Below are 15324 nucleotides of genomic sequence, written 5' to 3' on the forward strand. Positions count from 1 at the left end.
ATGAAAAGGTTATTTGATCTGGTGTTTGTTGTATTTTCTTTGTGTGTATTTTGCATTCCGCTGCTGGTCGTCGGATTGCTTGTCCGATTGACGTCGCCAGGACCGGTGTTGTACTGGTCGGACCGGGTCGGCAAACGCAATAAAATTTTCAGGATGCCGAAATTCCGCACCATGCGCGTCGACACGCCCGCGGTGGCGACACATTTGCTGACCGATCCGGCACTGTTCTTGACGCCACCTGGTCCGTTCTTGCGCAAATCCAGTTTGGATGAGTTGCCGCAATTGTGGAGTATCTTTAAGGGCGACATGAGTGTGGTCGGGCCACGGCCGGCGTTGTTTAATCAGGACGACTTGATTACCTTGCGCACGCAGCATGGGGTGGACGCCGTGCTGCCAGGCCTGACTGGCTGGGCGCAGGTGAATGGACGTGACGAGTTGCCGATCCCTGACAAGGTCAAACTGGATCTCGACTACGTACATCGGCAATCATTTTTCTTCGACTTGCGGATCGTATTGATGACTTTGGTCAAAGTGTTGCGACGGGATGGAATCAAACATTGAATGGCAGGATTTTTCCAGCCACAGGACATGCATTGCACAGGCGTCGATAAAGGTGTCCAAATGCACTACTACCCCGGGCTGTTTCCTAACGATCTCTCTTTTATTGGTTATCATTGATGAAGCTGCTATTGAATTCTCCTCGTCTGCATAAGCAGGCCGTCGCAGCTACGGCGGATCTGTTTTTTTTGCCATTAACTTTCCTTGTGGCAATTTTTTTGCGTTTTGATGGTTTCAGTATTGCGGTCGTTCGCCCGTACATCTGGTTCATCGCGATGGCCCCGTTGATCTCGATTCCGATTTTTATCAAATTGGGCTTGTATCGGGCGGTGATCCGTTTTATCGACTATAAAATTGTCTACGTGGTGCTGTTCGGCGTCACTTTTTCTGTTGCCGTGCTGTTAGCGCTGGCAGTCTTCACCACCGGCATGATCGGGCTGTCGCGTGGCGTCTTCGGCATTTACTGGGTCAGTGCGATCATGTATGTGGCCGCCAGCCGCTTTGTCGCACGCGGTTATTTTGCGCATGCCAGCAAGGTTGCCGATAGCGTCCGTGTCGCGATATATGGCGCTGGTGTTTCTGGAAATCAACTTGCGCAAGCCTTGAGCCACGCCGGCGAATATCGTCCGGTCATGTTCATCGACGATAAAAAAGAGTTGCAAGGAGCAACTATTGCAGGCATCAGGGTCTACGCGCCCGACGCCTTACCGGAATTGGTGGCCAGCAAGGCAATTACCAAGATATTGGTGGCAATGCCGTCCTTGTCCAAGGCGCAACAGCGCCGTATTCTCGACAAGCTTGAACCGCTCAAGATCAAAACCCTGGTGGCGCCGCCGATCAAGAACCTGATTAGCGGTTCGGCGAGTTTGCAAGATATGCGTGAAATCGAGATTGAGGATTTGCTCGGCCGCGATGCGGTTGAGCCCAACCATGATTTGATGGCGATGTATCTCACGGGAAAATCTGTCATGGTGACCGGCGCGGGCGGGTCGATCGGCTCGGAGCTGTGCCGCCAGATCTTGCGCCAGCGGCCGGCCCAGATGATCTTGCTGGAAATGTCGGAGTTCGCTTTATATTCGATCGAACAAGAGTTGCAGGGCTTGCGCACCGCGCTGAATATCGATGTCGACCTGAAACCCTTTCTCGGCTCGGTGCTGGAGACGCAAAAGTGCGAAAAAATCTTGCGTACATTCCGTGTTGAAACGGTCTATCACGCTGCGGCTTACAAGCATGTGCCGCTGGTGGAGCATAACCCGATCGAGGGAATACGCAATAATGCTCTTGGCACTTTGAGCATGGCGCGGGCGGCGATCGCGGCGAATGTCAAACGTTTCGTTTTGATTTCCACCGATAAAGCGGTGCGTCCGACCAATGTGATGGGGGCGACCAAGCGGCTCGCCGAGCTGATTTTGCAAGCCTTCGCGCGCAAGCAGGATCAGACCCGTTTTTGCATGGTTCGTTTCGGAAACGTGCTGGGCTCTTCCGGTTCGGTAGTTCCACTGTTCCGCAAGCAAATCATGGCAGGCGGGCCGATCACTGTCACCCATCCTGAAATCACGCGTTATTTCATGACCATTCCAGAGGCGGCACAACTGGTATTGCAGGCTGGTGCGATGGGTTCCGGCGGTGATGTATTCGTACTCGACATGGGTGTCCCGGTGAAAATTGTCGATCTGGCCAAACGCATGGTGCATTTGAGCGGACTGGAGATTCGGAGCGAGTTGACGCCGGAAGGGACGATAGAGATTCAGCACATAGGCTTGCGGCCCGGGGAAAAACTGTATGAAGAGTTGTTGATCGGCGAAAATGTCGAAGGTACCGAACATCCATTGATCATGCGTGCGCAAGAGGCGGAAATACCGTGGAGCCAATTGGAAGGCTTGCTGACGGAATTAACCCATGCATGTGAGCAATTCGATCATGTGGCTGTACGGGCCTTGTTATTGCGTGTGGTAATGGAGTACGCACCGCAATGCGATATTGAGGATTTAATTTGGTGTGCGCACGGAAACGTGGGTATGCCACATTCCATAGCGGCAGTACCTGCCATACACTGAAAAAATAACAGTTGCCTTCCCCTGAGATAGCGCACTGCAGCGAACCATGAGATACAATGCGCAGCGCCGTATATTATCGAATAATTATTGAAGGAGCGTATGGGAAATTTGGATGAATTAAAGCGCGATAGTGCCGGCGATAACACTCATTGGATTTTCTTGAGCGAGCTGTTGGGAGTATTGTGGCGTGCGCGCAAGCCGATTGTGGGTGGCGCAATTTTGGCTGTCATGTTGGGCGGTGCGCTGGCATGGTCGGCCGCGCAGTATAAAAGTGAAGGCTTTTTGCAGTTTGGCGGCGTCATTCCGATGTCCAGGGAAAAGAGTGACCAGGATACCAGTCAAGGTATTTTGCTCGCCGATTACAAGCGTTATGCCGCATTATTTAACACCAGTGGACGTTTTGACGAATTTGTGCAGCAGAATAAGATGGCCGGCGTGGCTGCGGTTGGTCAGCTGCGTAGAGTATTCGTTTCCAACGAGCTTATTTCGTCGATACTTGATCCTGTTTATTCCTATACCAAAGTCGATGCCAAAGAATTGATGGCCCAGCCCAAAGATGGCGGCAACAATGTGATTGGTTTGCGGATTAAATACGAGACTGGCAACCCGCAAGATGCACAGAGCATGGTTGGTTTGCTCGGCCGCTATGCAATGGATAGCATTATTTATTTGATCTATTCGGATGCCTTGCGTTTCAAGCACGCTGAAATTACGGCTAAAATTTCCAAGCTGGACAATGACATTATTGAATTGAAAGAAAATCTCGAAAAATATCGGCGTAAAGGCGTAACCTTAAAACAGATCGTTGCGCAATATCCCGAATCGAGCAAGCAGGCAGTGAGTCAGGTACTGTCTGTCACCGAGGAGAATTCCCGTTATCTGTCGCCGGTGACTCACCTGATGTCAAACGAGGTCGATACTTTGAACGCCAGTGAGGGTATTGTGCGACTCAAGCGGGAGCAACAACAAAACTTGTTGTTGCTTGAATATTTTGATCGTGCTAAAGCATTGCTGGATGCCAATAAATCTGGCGAGTCGATTTTACGTGAACTGGATAAAATCAAGGAAAGTGTCTTCAAGGACAAAGACTTGACGAATGAGGTAGTGAAAGAGGTGTATAACCAGATCAGTATCGAGAATCAAACTGCGGTGAATGTGTATCTGGAAAAGACCCGTTTTATTGCCGGGCCTAGTTTTCCCGAGCGCCGCTCAAGCAGGCTGGGACCTGCGCTGATATTGAGTATGATGATCGGCTTGCTGATTTCGTCGATCTTGGTATTGGCTTATCACTGGCGGCAGAATGTCATCCGGAAAAAGAGCGCCTGACGCGAACACCGCCTGATTTTTTGCTTCTCGTGTAGCCCCAGTCGTAACAGACGACTGGGGCTTTATCTTTAAAGTGCCGAAAAAAAACGTTGACGACCACGCAATACTGTGTTCCATCGACGTTTTGTCAGGCGTATTTAACCTTTATTGTTGCCGTAGCAATGCGGGCACGACACTTCATACACATATTCCGGCGCCAACTGCTGGCGCGGCGTAACCACCGCGCGGCACACGAAACATTGCACCGTCTCGGTCGGTTCCAGTTTCGGATTGAGCGCGGTGCGGTAGTCGAACACGAAGCAGTCGCCGGTGTAGTGATCGCCGCCGATTTCCTCGAAATACTTCAAGATGCCGCCGTCGAGCTGGTACACGCTGTCGTAGCCGATTTCCTTCATGTGGATCGCGGCTTTTTCGCAACGGATGCCGCCGGTGCAGAACGTCACCACGGTCTTGCCTTCCAATTCATCCTTGTGCGCGGCGGCGACCGCCGGGAATTCGGTGAATTTCTCGATGCGGTAATCGAGCGTGTTGTTGAAGGTGCCGACGTCGACTTCGAACGCATTGCGGGTTTCCATCATCACCACCGGCTTGCCGGCGTCGTCGACGCCATTGTCGAGCCAGCGTTTCAGCGTATGCGCATCGACCGACGGGGCGCGGCCCAGTTCCGGTTTGATCAGCGGCATGCGCATGGTAATGATTTCTTTTTTCAGCTTGACCAGCATGCGCTTGTGCGATTGCTCGCTCGATAAGCTTTCCTTGGTTTCCAGGTCGTCCAGGCGGGCATCGGTACGTACCCATGTCAAAAAGGTATCGATATTCTCGCGTGTGCCGGAAAGAAACATATTGATGCCTTCCGGCGTCAATAAAATCGTCCCTTTCAAGCTCAGCTCGCGGCACTGCTCCTGGTACAGCGGGCGCATGGCTTCGGTATCGTCGAGCGTGATGAATTTATATGCTGCAATATTGACAAACACCGCAGGCGCTGGAGCGGCGGTGGCGGCGGTACTGGTGGTGGCTAACATGATGGCAATCGGAAATAGACTAAACAAGCGGTATTATAAACTTGCCGGCTAAGCAGCTGAAATCCGCGATTGCATGCGGCGCGGCGATTGTGCGTCGCCGGGCCTGTTCGCGGCACGGCAGCAACCCTAGGTCGGCGACGGCCGGGGGAGTAAAATAGACCCAATTGATTTTGCAAAAGATTGGCACACAGCATGGAAATGGTTATGCAAGACAGCGGCGCGCCGCTCGCCGCCGGGCAAGCTCCACAGGGGCCGGCATTCGTGCACCTGCGGGTGCACTCGGAATACTCGATCGTCGATGGGCTGGTGCGCATCGACGATATGGTTGCTGCGGCGGCCAAGGACAAGCAAGCCGCGCTGGCGGTGACCGATTTGTCGAATTTGTTCGGCATGGTCAAGTTTTACAAGGCCGCGCGCGGCAAGGGCATCAAGCCGGTAGTCGGCGTCGATGTGTGGATCAGCAACGACGATAACCGCGACAAGCCGTCGCGCCTGCTGTTGCTGGCGAAGAACCGCATGGGTTATCTGCAATTGTGCGAATTGCTGTCGCAAGCGTGGCTGACCAACCAGTACAAGGGCCGCGCTGAAATCCGCATCGAGTGGCTGGAGCAACTGGCCAGCACGCCGTCGAAGTTGCTGGCTGGCGTCAGCCCGGCGAATGGCTTGATCGCCTTGTCCGGCGCGCATTTCGGCGATGTCGGCATTGCCATCGAGAATGGCAACCTGGCGCTGGCCGAACGCCATGCGCAGCGCTGGGCGGCGATTTTCCCCGGCCATTATTACATCGAGATCCAGCGCGGCGGCCAGCCCAGCCAGGAACGGCAGGTGCGCCATTCGGTGGCGCTGGCGTCCAAGCTGGGCTTGCCGGTGGTGGCCACTCATCCGGTGCAATTCATCGACCAGGACGAATTCATTGCGCACGAGGCGCGCACCTGTATCGCCGAAGGCGAAATGCTGGCCAACGCCAAGCGCGTCAAGCGCTTTAACGGCCAGCAATGCTTCAAGAGCCAGGCCGAGATGGCGGAATTGTTCGCCGATTTGCCTGCCGCGCTGGCCAATTCGGTCGAAATCGCCAAGCGCTGCAATTTGACGCTGGTGCTGGGCAAGCCGCAATTGCCGGATTTCCCGACCCCGCCCGGCGTGAGCATCGATGAATTCCTGGTCTCCGAATCGAAGGCCGGCCTGGAGCAGCGCCTGCTCCAGCTGTTCCCCGATCCGGCCAGGCGCGAAGCGCAGCGCGCGCGCTACGAGGAGCGCCTGAAATTCGAGACCGACACCATCATCAAGATGGGTTTCCCCGGCTACTTCCTGATCGTGGCGGAGTTTATCCGCTGGGCCAAAGAAAACGGCGTGCCGGTCGGACCGGGCCGCGGTTCCGGCGCCGGCTCGCTGGTGGCGTATTCGCTGCTGATCACCGACCTCGACCCGCTGCAGTACAACTTGCTGTTCGAGCGGTTCCTGAACCCGGAACGGGTCTCGATGCCCGACTTCGATATCGACTTTTGCCAGGAAGGGCGCGACCGCGTGATCCAGCACGTCAAGGATTTGTACGGCAAGGAGGCGGTCTCGCAGATCGCCACCTTCGGTACCATGGCGGCCAAGGGCGCGATCCGCGACGTCGGCCGGGTGATGGATTTCGGCTATAACTTTTGCGACGGCATTTCCAAGCTGATCCCGTTCAAGCCGGGCAAGCCGGTGTCGATCGCCGACGCCATCGAGGAAGAACCGCTGCTCAAGGAGCGCCTGGAAAACGAGGAAGAGGTCAAGCAGCTGCTGGACCTGGCGCAGCAGGTCGAAGGCATCACGCGCAATATCGGCATGCACGCGGGCGGCGTGCTGATCGCACCCGGGAAATTGACGGATTTCTGCCCGCTGTACACCCAGGGCGGCGATTCGGGCGTGGTGTCGCAATACGACAAGGACGACGTGGAAGCCGTCGGCCTGGTGAAGTTCGACTTCCTGGGCCTGACCACGCTGACCATCCTCGACCGCGCGGTGCGCTACATCAAGCAGCTCGATCCGGCGCACGCCAATTTCGACCTGGCCGCCTTGCCGCTGAATGACAAGCCGTCCTACGACTTGCTGACCAAGGCAAAGACCGTGGCCGTGTTCCAGCTGGAGTCGCGCGGCATGCAGGGCATGCTGAAAGACGCGCGGCCCGACCGTTTCGAGGACATTATCGCGCTGGTCGCCTTGTACCGCCCGGGTCCGATGGACCTGATCCCGGATTTCTGCAAGCGCAAGCACGGCGAACGTTTTGATTATCCCGATCCGCGCACCGAATCGATTTTGTCCGAAACCTACGGCATCATGGTCTACCAGGAGCAGGTGATGCAGATGGCGCAGATCGTCGGCGGCTACTCGCTGGGCGGCGCCGACATGCTGCGCCGCGCGATGGGCAAGAAGAAGGCCGAGGAGATGGCCGAGCACCGCGAGATTTTCCGCGCCGGCGCCGCGAAAGACGGCTTGACGGCGGAAAAGGCCGACGAGATCTTCGACTTGATGGAAAAGTTCGCCGGCTACGGTTTTAACAAATCGCACGCCGCCGCCTATGCCTTGCTGTCCTACCATACCGCCTACCTGAAGGCGCACCACACCGCCGCGTTCATGGCGGCCAACTTGTCGCTGGCGATGGACGACACCGACAAGATCAAGATCCTGGTCGAGGATGCGCTCGACGTCTGCAAGCTGACGTTATTGCCGCCGGACATCAATCTGTCCGACTACCGCTTCACGCCGGACGGCCCGCCGCCGTCGGTCAGCGGCAAGAAAGTCAGCAACATCCGCTACGGCCTGGGCGCCGTCAAGGGGTCGGGCCAGAATGCGATCGAGGCGATCATCGCGGCGCGCACCAGCGGCGGGCCGTTCACCAGCCTGTTCGATTTCTGCAAGCGGGTCGACAAGCGCCAGATCAACCGGCGCACCATCGAATCGCTGATACGCAGCGGCGCCTTCGATTGTTTCAAGGTCGACCGCGCGGTATTGCTGGCGTCGGTGGCGTTCGCGATGGAATGCGCCGACCAGGACGCCAAGGCGGCCAACCAGGTCAGCCTGTTCGGCGGCGACGACAGCGACATGGTGGCGCCGCCCGAATACGTCAAGGTGGCGCCGTGGAGCGACAAGCAACGGCTGACCGAGGAAAAGATCGCGCTCGGCTTTTACCTGTCGGGCCACCTGTTCGACACCTATGCGCCGGAAGCGCGCCGTTTCGCGCGCACCAAGCTGTCGGAACTGGATCCGTCGCGCGAACCGCGCATGATGGCCGGCGTGATCACCGGTTTGCGGACCCAGATGACGCAGCGCGGCAAGATCATCATCGTCACGCTGGACGACAAGAGCGGTACGGTGGAAGTGACGGTGTATAACGAATTGTTCGAGCAAAACAAGCGCATCTTCAAGGAAGACGAATTCCTGGCGGTGGTCGGCAAGGTGTCGGAAGACCGCTTCACCGGCGGTTTGCGGATCACCGCCGAAAAGGCGTTCGACATTGTCGCGGCGCGCATCCAGTACGGCCGCCAGCTGGGGCTGGTACTGCCGGCCACGCTGGAAAGCAAGAGCATCCGCGAGGTGCTGGCGCCGTTCCGTTCGGACAGCGGCTTGCCGATCGCGGCGCGGGTCAGCCCGCAAGGCGTCAGTTGCACGCTGCAATTCGGCGACGACTGGCGGGTGGCGCCATCGGACGATTTGCAGTTGGCGCTGCAACAGGTGCTGGGTGCGACCGAGGTCGAGATCGAGTATTGAGTATTGAGTAGGCGGTATCGAGGATCAAGCGGCGCGCCGGCGCCGTTTAACTTTGCTGCTCCCGGGCCTGCACCCGGATCTGGCGCAGGCGGCGCCAGTACTTGAGCTTGCGGTTGATGCTTTGCGCCAGGTGGAAGCCCAGGCTGCCGCTCAGGGCGGCGTTGAGCTGTTTGGCCAGTCGCCGGTCGGCCTGCACATTCTTCGACATCGGCATGCCTTGTCGCAGCGCTGCCATGACCTGCGGGGCCTCGTGGAACAAGCTATCCAGCAGGCAAGCCTTGACTGCCTTGCGTACGCGCGAGCCGGTGCTGAGCGGTAGTTGGTAGGAATTTTTAACGACGCCGATATAAAAATCGCAGGCCGCCACGTCGAATTGCAGTCGCACTGACGCCGCCGGCAACTGCGGTGTCAACCTGCGTTTCACGGCATGCAGCGCGGCCGCAAAATCCAGGCACCATTTCTCCGACACCGCAGCGGTAATGCTGACCGGATGCTGGCGGTAATCGATGATCGCTTGCGGCAGGTACACCAGGCTGGCGCAACTGGCCAGCAATTGCGGCACCACCGTCACATCTTCGAATACCCGGCCGACGGGGAAGAGCGGCATGTCGTGCCGCATATAAATGTGCCGTTTAAAAATCTTGCTCCATACGTACATGTCGCTGTCGGCAAAAAAGACTTGCAGGATCAGGTCGCGGTCGGTGATCGTCACGCCAGGCTGGTAGCCGCAGCGCACGGTGTAACTCTTGGCCGGGCTGTCCGGATGCCACATGCGGAAATCGCAGGCGATCACGTCCGGCTGGCCGGCGATTTCCCGGTCGATCGCCGCCAGCGCGCCGGGCAGCAGCACATCGTCGCTATCGACAAAGGCGATATAGTCGCCGCGCGCCGCCGCCACGCCATGGTTGCGGGTGGCTGAAATACCCTGGTTGGGCTGGTGCGTGACGCTGAAGTTGGCGCCGTCATGGCTGGCGCGCAACGCTGCCAGGCGCACTCCCGTGGCATCGCTGGAACCATCGTCGATGACGATCAATTCATGGTGCGGTTGCAACTGTGCCAAGATCGATGCGATGCACGCATCGATATAGTTCTGCACGTTATATGCCGGAACGATGATGCTGAGGGAGGGAGTGCTGTTCATGCATGGGCCTGATGTTAGGTGCCCAATTATAACAAGCGCCGCCCTCTCATGACGATGTCCCGGCAACGTTCTCAAGCGGCACAGATTCTTATCCGGCCATGTCTTTCAGGCTGGTGATGGCGTAGCCCTTGGCGGCGATTTGCCTGGCCGGTTGCTCGATGTGATAGTCGGGCAGGACTGGCGCCGCCTCGTCGATTTCCAGCGCCCGCACCGTGTCTTGCCAATCGGTATTGGTGACTTCTTGCGGAATCGGCTTGCCTTCCGGTACGGCCAGATATGAATAAGTCCCGTGGTGTTCGGGGCGGCGGTAAATGTCGACGCGCATGGTGTTGCCTCCTGGTTGGGTGCATGGAATGCGCGCAAGCGGATGGCGGAGATCAGGGCGTTGCCGGCCTGGCGCATGGCGCTAGCTTAGCAGCATGTCGCGGGCAGGGTTGTACGGCAGGTTGATGCGTGGCAGGCGGGGAGCGGCGCTGCGGTCCGTTGCGGGGGCGTGGCACGGGCGCGCAGTGCGGATGTCAGGCGACGGCGGTGTCGTAGGGGTTATCGCTGTTGTGCAGGTGAACCTGGGGGCTCGGGCGCGACGGCACCAGCGTCAGCACCGGCACGGCCGGCTTCAGCGGCCCGTGCGGGGCGTTCAGGCCGCTGCGCACATGGTCGATGATGGCGCACAGGGTTTCATGGCGCTTGCGTGCTTCGGAACGTTTTTTCGAGGCGATTTCTTCCATCACCGGCGGCGCCAGATTGTCGCAATCGAGTTCGAAGTCGCCGTCGGCGCGCAGATGGGCGCCCATCTCTTGCCACAATTCATTGTAATCCGCATGCACCAGGCCTTTCTTGGTGGCCCCGTGCACCGTGCGGTTCTGGTTGCTGACCAGGATCAGGCGCTGGCAGCCATAGTCGTGGCCGAGCTGGCGCACCAGCCGCACCATCAGGCTTTTCGGCCGCATGCCATGCAGGTCGCGGGTCGCTTCGCGCACCAGCCCCATGGTGTCGCCCTGGTTCGGTCCCTGCAGGCAGCCGATGCCGACGTCGGTGCCCGAGCCGTTGCCGATGAAGGAAAATGCCACCGAATAAATCACCGATACGCCATGGGTCAGTTGCAAGATCAATTCGCCTTCCCGTTCCATCGCATTGATGGTGCGCAACTGAATGCCGTACAGGGCGCCGGATTTGCCTGCCACGCTGCCCAGTTGTAACGGCGCGCGCGCCGCCTGGCGTACGATATTGCCCAGGCCATGGTCGGCAACGAAGCGGTAATGCGCCATGAGCAGACCCAGCCGTTGAGCGCAACTCATGCTGTTGCTGAAGTAAGGCCGGTAGATCTTGTACATCAGGCGCGGGCACGCTTTCAGCAGGTCGGACAGCAGCGGTTGCGAATTGAGCAAAGCCAGCCAGTCTCGGGTCTGGCGGCGGTGCAATTGTGCGCGTACGCTCAGCTTGATCAATTCGCGCAGATAAGTGAAGCCATTGGTATTGGCCAGGCCGGATCGGATAGTGATTGACTGCGTCATCTTGCGTGTTCTCAGGTGAGGGAAGAGGGAAACCTGCTCAGTGGTGCCGGTTTACGACACTTGTGCCGGGCAGCTCATGCCGTCCGGATCGGCCAGCAGCACGGTGGCGCTGCGGCTGGCGCGGGCCAGCTTGCGCGCAAGGTCGCCGGAAAACAGGCGCGGCCAGACGCCGTTCCTGGCTGCCGGTAAGACAATTTCTTGGCAAGCCAGTAATTCGGCGGTATCGAGTATCGAAAACACGACTTCGCCGGAAAAAATAAAGGTAGCAAACTCGATGTGCGAGCGGCTCAGGTACAAGCCGGCCTCGCGCATCATTTCCTCGGCCTGGGCTTCCAGCGCGTTGTCGTGGCGCCGTGGCTGGTCGATCGGCGCGTTTTGCGGCGCTTGTGTCACGTGCAGCAGATTGACCTTGACCTTGATGCCCCATTCCAGCAGGCGCTTGGCGTAGCGCGCGCCGTAAATCACGTCGCCGGCACGCTTCACCGGCACCAGCAGCATCAACTGCTGGGGCGCGATATCGCCGCAACCCGGCCCGGCGCCATCCTGTGCGGACTGGCGGCTGGCGTGGGTGAAACGCGAAGGTTGCGTCATCATGGCAAAACATGCGCCTGAATAATGGAAGATGGGCCATGGTAGCCAGCGGGCAGATCAGTGTAAATTCGAGAAAGGCGTAGGGGAAACCCTTACGGCGCCTGTCAGAATTACTGTGCCGCCCAGCTATTGCATGGCTGGGCAGCTGCCGATGCGTACCGCGCCGCACCATGGCTGCATCGTTGCTTGTGTACATTTTGTAACAAAATAGCGCTTAACCGTTGTTAATAGTTATAGCTGGCGTACACGGCGGCGGTCGGCGCGGTCTTGCGCTCGGCCAGCGGGCTCTTGGCCGCGTCCTTGACCAGCCGGTTGGCGGCGACGATGGTGGTGACGCTCCAGCGGGCATCGATCTGGTGGGCCCAGGTCAGCATGGCGTTGACTTCATACAGCCCGGAACCGGCCTGGTAAGCCTTGAATCTGGAGTTGGCCGCCTGCCGCGCCGTCACGCCGTAATAGGTCTGGCCGTATTTGCTGTCGCCGAAACCGGCCGACAGGCCCAGCGAAATATTCTCCTTGCCTTCCGCATACAATTGTCCGGAGATGCCCGCTTGCAGGGTCTTGCCGTTGTCCCGTTGCGACAATGGCAGGTCGGTACTCAGGCTTACGTTGAGTCCCGGCACGATCGCATAGCCGATGCCGAGCAGCGCGCTGGCGTTGCCCTTGATATCGCCCATGCCTTTTAATTGCGAGCTGCCGCTATTGCCGAACAAGCCCTTTTCATTTTTTTCCTTGCGTTCGCCGCGGTAGCCCAGCGCCGCGCTATAACTGAACGGGCCGGCCTGGCTGCCATACCCGAGACCGCGCAGGGTGCTGGCAAAGAAGCCGCCGGGGGTGCTGTAGTCGAGCACGATCACTGGCGCCACCATGTTCTGGTCGGAGCCGGAATAACGCGCGCCGGTGGCGAGGCCGCCGCCGACGATGAAGGTATTGCCGGTGGCCGGGGCGGCTTGCTCGGCGGCGCCGGCGGCACTGGCCAGCAGCGACAGCAGGACCGGGAGGCGGGAGCGCAGGCGGGTGGTGATGGTCATGATCATTCCATTCAAAAGGAGAACCGGCGCCGGGTTGGCCGGTTGACACGATGCAGTATGGTTTATGGTCATGAAGGCAATCTGAGCCTTTGATGAAGAAACCATGAAGAATCTTGGCGCCGGCGATCTTTAGTTCTTCTTCACGATACGGTGGTTTAATATTGCTTATGAAAATTTTATTGATTGAAGACGATCTCGACTTGGGCAATGGCGTGCGGATCGCCTTGTCGGACCAGGGCATGGACGTGGTCTGGGTGCGCACGCTGGAAGACGCCGGGCGCAGCGTGGAACAGGACAGTTGCGACCTGGTCTTGCTGGACCTGGGGCTGCCCGATGGCGACGGCTTGCAATTGCTGAGCCGGCTGCGCCGCGACAAGCGCGGCTTGCCGGTGCTGATCCTGAGCGCCCGCGATGCGCTGGGCGACCGGCTGCGCGGCCTGGACGGCGGCGCCGACGATTACCTGGTCAAACCGTTCATGCTGGCTGAATTGCTGTCGCGGGTGCGCGCGCTGGCGCGGCGCAGTTATGGTTTCGACGGCGAAACCATCGAAGTGCGCGGCTTGCTGCTGCACGCGCCGACGCGCCGGGTCAGCGTGGCCGGGCGCGCGGTGGAGTTGACGGCCAGCGAATACGGATTGCTGAAAACGCTGTTGATGCGCACCGACCGTGTCATGACGCGGCGCATGCTGGAAGAACAGACCTTGCCGGGCAGTCAGACCAACGCCAGCAATACGCTGGATGTGCACATGGCCAATTTACGGCGCAAGATCGGCGAAGGGTATATCCGTACCGTGCGCGGGGTCGGTTATGTGATCGATCAGCAAGGTCCGGCCGGCGGCGCCGCATGAGCTGGTCGGGTTTCAAGTCGGGTTGCGCGTGGGGCTGGCGCCAGGTGGCCCGGCCCAGCCTGGTACGCCGCCTGATGGTGGCGCAAATGCTGCTGCTGACTCTGCTGTGGAGCCTCGGCACCGCGTTTGTCATGTTCGACGGCGGCGATAACGCGGCGGCGCTGAACGCGTTCAGGATTTATGACGCGGTGCTCAGCGTGGCGCAAAACCTGGCCGACCAGCCGGCCCGGCAGCAGCAGAGCCTGAAAGCGATCGACCAGGCGCTGCGCGAAGATTATGAAAAAGGCGGCGTGCAGGCGCTGGCGCCGCATTTGCTGGTATGGCAGCGCGGCCGGCTGGTGTACCAGAGCGACGGCACGCCGGCCGGCGTGCGCAGCGCCGGGCCGGACGGCATCGAGACGCTGTACATCAAGGGCCAGCGCTGGCGCGTGCGCAGCCGCCAGTCGGCCGATGCGACGATACGGGTAGCGATGCTGGCGCAGGCCGATGCGTGGAATTTTTTCGTGACCATCAATTCGCGCGGGTATTTCCTGCTGCCTTTGCTGATCAGCCTGCCTTTCCTGCTGTTGCCGGCCTGGCTGTCGATCCGCCAGGCGCTGCGGCCGTGGAGCCGGGTGGCGCAGGAAGTGGCGGCGCGCGGCCCGCAAGACTTGACTCCGCTGACCTTCAAGCCGGTGCACCGCGAACTGGTGCCGATGGTCGACAGCATCAATGCATTGTTGTTGCGGGTCGACCAGAGCGCCGCCCGCGAGCGCAGTTTCATCGCCGACGCGGCGCATGAGTTGCGCACCCCGCTGGCGGCGATGCGGGTCAATGTGGAAGCGTTGCAGGGCCAGGCCAGCGAACCGCGCCAGCGTGAATTGCTGGGCGGTATCTTGAGCAGTGGCAACCGCGCGGCGCGGCTGGTCAGCCAGTTGCTGTTGCTGATGCGCAGCGACGCCACCGATCATGGCCCGCAAGCGCCGCTGGCGCTCGATTTGCTGTTGCAAGACCGGCTTGCCGCGCTGTCCGGCCTGGCCGGCCGCGACGATGTCGAGCTGGAACTGGAGGCGCAGCATCAGATGGCCGTGCTGGGCCAGCGCGAAAGCCTGGTCTCGCTGATCGACAACCTGGTCGAAAACGCCATCAAATACAGTCCGCCGCGCGGCGTGGTGACGGTCAGCCTGCGCCGCGAAGGGGACTGGGCAGTGTTGGGCGTGGCCGACCAGGGACCGGGCATCGCGCCGGCGCTGCGCCAGCGCGTGTTCGACCGCTTTTTCCGCGCCCCCCAGCAAAGCCAGAGCGGCAGCGGACTGGGCCTGGCGATCGCGGCGTCGGTGGCGCGCCAGCATGGCGGCGCCATCGAGTTGCTGGCCGCGCCGGGCGCCAGCGGCTTGCTGGCGCGGGTCCGGTTGCCGCTGGCCAAGGCCGGCGCATGACGACTGATGGCGGATAAATAGGGCAGCGCAAGGCGCGACATTGCCGGTATGCTTGGCGCTACGTGAAACTGCGTTGC

12 protein-coding genes are annotated in these 15324 nt (G+C 59.4%); 6 read left to right on the forward strand and 6 right to left on the reverse strand.

What is annotated here, in order from left to right; translation table 11 throughout:
• The 3 genes from GJA_RS04480 (at nucleotide 1) to GJA_RS04490 (ending at nucleotide 3941) form a co-directional block, all read left to right on the forward strand.
• Nucleotides 1–561: a sugar transferase gene (locus GJA_RS04480; protein WP_038498699.1), complete on the forward strand. Its 561-nt coding sequence runs from the start codon at nucleotides 1–3 to the stop codon at nucleotides 559–561.
• Nucleotides 562–677: 116 nt separating this feature from the next.
• On the forward strand, nucleotides 678–2615 hold the full coding sequence (locus GJA_RS04485) for a polysaccharide biosynthesis protein (RefSeq protein ID WP_038489192.1): 1938 nt from the start codon (nucleotides 678–680) through the stop codon (nucleotides 2613–2615).
• Between the two features lie 99 nt (nucleotides 2616–2714).
• Nucleotides 2715–3941, forward strand: coding sequence for a GumC domain-containing protein (locus GJA_RS04490; protein WP_051780278.1), 1227 nt, complete (start codon nucleotides 2715–2717; stop codon nucleotides 3939–3941).
• A gap of 137 nt (nucleotides 3942–4078) precedes the next feature.
• On the opposite strand, the gene GJA_RS04495 is transcribed toward GJA_RS04490, so the two are convergent.
• Complete coding sequence (locus GJA_RS04495) at nucleotides 4079–4963, reverse strand: sulfurtransferase (RefSeq protein WP_038489194.1); 885 nt, start codon at nucleotides 4961–4963, stop codon at nucleotides 4079–4081.
• Nucleotides 4964–5155: 192 nt separating this feature from the next.
• Between GJA_RS04495 and dnaE the strand changes: the two genes are divergently transcribed.
• Nucleotides 5156–8704, forward strand: coding sequence for a DNA polymerase III subunit alpha (gene dnaE / locus GJA_RS04500; protein WP_038489196.1), 3549 nt, complete (start codon nucleotides 5156–5158; stop codon nucleotides 8702–8704).
• 46 nt (nucleotides 8705–8750) lie between these two features.
• Here the strand turns inward: dnaE and GJA_RS04505 are convergent, their stop codons facing one another.
• The 5 genes from GJA_RS04505 to GJA_RS04525 all read right to left on the reverse strand — a co-directional run bounded on the left by GJA_RS04505 (nucleotide 8751) and on the right by GJA_RS04525 (nucleotide 12981).
• Nucleotides 8751–9845, reverse strand: a complete 1095-nt coding sequence (locus GJA_RS04505) for a glycosyltransferase family 2 protein (protein ID WP_038489198.1) — start codon at nucleotides 9843–9845, stop codon at nucleotides 8751–8753.
• Nucleotides 9846–9933: 88 nt separating this feature from the next.
• Nucleotides 9934–10170, reverse strand: a complete 237-nt coding sequence (locus tag GJA_RS04510) for a DUF6139 family protein (protein ID WP_038489201.1) — start codon at nucleotides 10168–10170, stop codon at nucleotides 9934–9936.
• A 193-nt stretch (nucleotides 10171–10363) separates the two neighbouring features.
• Nucleotides 10364–11359 carry a VirK/YbjX family protein gene (locus GJA_RS04515; protein ID WP_051780280.1) on the reverse strand — a complete coding sequence of 332 codons (996 nt, stop codon included), beginning with the start codon at nucleotides 11357–11359 and terminating at the stop codon, nucleotides 10364–10366.
• 51 nt (nucleotides 11360–11410) lie between these two features.
• The gene (locus GJA_RS04520; protein WP_038489204.1) at nucleotides 11411–11953 is read right to left on the reverse strand and encodes a universal stress protein; all 543 of its coding nucleotides are present in this window, start codon (nucleotides 11951–11953) and stop codon (nucleotides 11411–11413) included.
• Between the two features lie 221 nt (nucleotides 11954–12174).
• Nucleotides 12175–12981 (reverse strand): MipA/OmpV family protein, encoded by an 807-nt coding sequence (locus GJA_RS04525; protein WP_167541083.1) that lies wholly within the window; start codon nucleotides 12979–12981, stop codon nucleotides 12175–12177.
• A gap of 167 nt (nucleotides 12982–13148) precedes the next feature.
• Here GJA_RS04525 and GJA_RS04530 point away from each other — a divergent pair, with 167 nt between their 5' ends.
• Complete coding sequence (locus tag GJA_RS04530) at nucleotides 13149–13829, forward strand: response regulator (RefSeq protein WP_038489209.1); 681 nt, start codon at nucleotides 13149–13151, stop codon at nucleotides 13827–13829.
• A complete protein-coding gene (locus GJA_RS04535) occupies nucleotides 13826–15247 on the forward strand; it encodes a sensor histidine kinase (RefSeq protein ID WP_051780282.1) in 1422 nt (473 codons plus the stop codon). Before GJA_RS04530 ends, GJA_RS04535 begins: the two co-directional genes overlap by 4 nt.
• Nucleotides 15248–15324 lie beyond the last annotated feature (77 nt).

Source organism: Janthinobacterium agaricidamnosum NBRC 102515 = DSM 9628, from assembly GCF_000723165.1.
GTDB classification, from domain to species: Bacteria; Pseudomonadota; Gammaproteobacteria; order Burkholderiales; family Burkholderiaceae_D; genus Janthinobacterium; species Janthinobacterium agaricidamnosum.

Bases quoted from the DNA above. Each gene is read 5' to 3' on its own strand.
- GJA_RS04520 (WP_038489204.1), bottom strand. From the start codon at position 11,953: ATGATGACGCAACCTTCGCGTTTCACCCACGCCAGCCGCCAGTCCGCA.
- GJA_RS04485 (WP_038489192.1), top strand. From the start codon at position 678: ATGAAGCTGCTATTGAATTCTCCTCGTCTGCATAAGCAGGCCGTCGCA.
- GJA_RS04515 (WP_051780280.1), bottom strand. From the start codon at position 11,359: ATGACGCAGTCAATCACTATCCGATCCGGCCTGGCCAATACCAATGGC.
- GJA_RS04525 (WP_167541083.1), bottom strand. From the start codon at position 12,981: ATGACCATCACCACCCGCCTGCGCTCCCGCCTCCCGGTCCTGCTGTCG.
- GJA_RS04495 (WP_038489194.1), bottom strand. From the start codon at position 4,963: ATGTTAGCCACCACCAGTACCGCCGCCACCGCCGCTCCAGCGCCTGCG.
- GJA_RS04510 (WP_038489201.1), bottom strand. From the start codon at position 10,170: ATGCGCGTCGACATTTACCGCCGCCCCGAACACCACGGGACTTATTCA.
- dnaE (WP_038489196.1), top strand. From the start codon at position 5,156: ATGGAAATGGTTATGCAAGACAGCGGCGCGCCGCTCGCCGCCGGGCAA.
- GJA_RS04490 (WP_051780278.1), top strand. From the start codon at position 2,715: ATGGGAAATTTGGATGAATTAAAGCGCGATAGTGCCGGCGATAACACT.
- GJA_RS04505 (WP_038489198.1), bottom strand. From the start codon at position 9,845: ATGAACAGCACTCCCTCCCTCAGCATCATCGTTCCGGCATATAACGTG.
- GJA_RS04530 (WP_038489209.1), top strand. From the start codon at position 13,149: ATGAAAATTTTATTGATTGAAGACGATCTCGACTTGGGCAATGGCGTG.
- GJA_RS04535 (WP_051780282.1), top strand. From the start codon at position 13,826: ATGAGCTGGTCGGGTTTCAAGTCGGGTTGCGCGTGGGGCTGGCGCCAG.
- GJA_RS04480 (WP_038498699.1), top strand. From the start codon at position 1: ATGAAAAGGTTATTTGATCTGGTGTTTGTTGTATTTTCTTTGTGTGTA.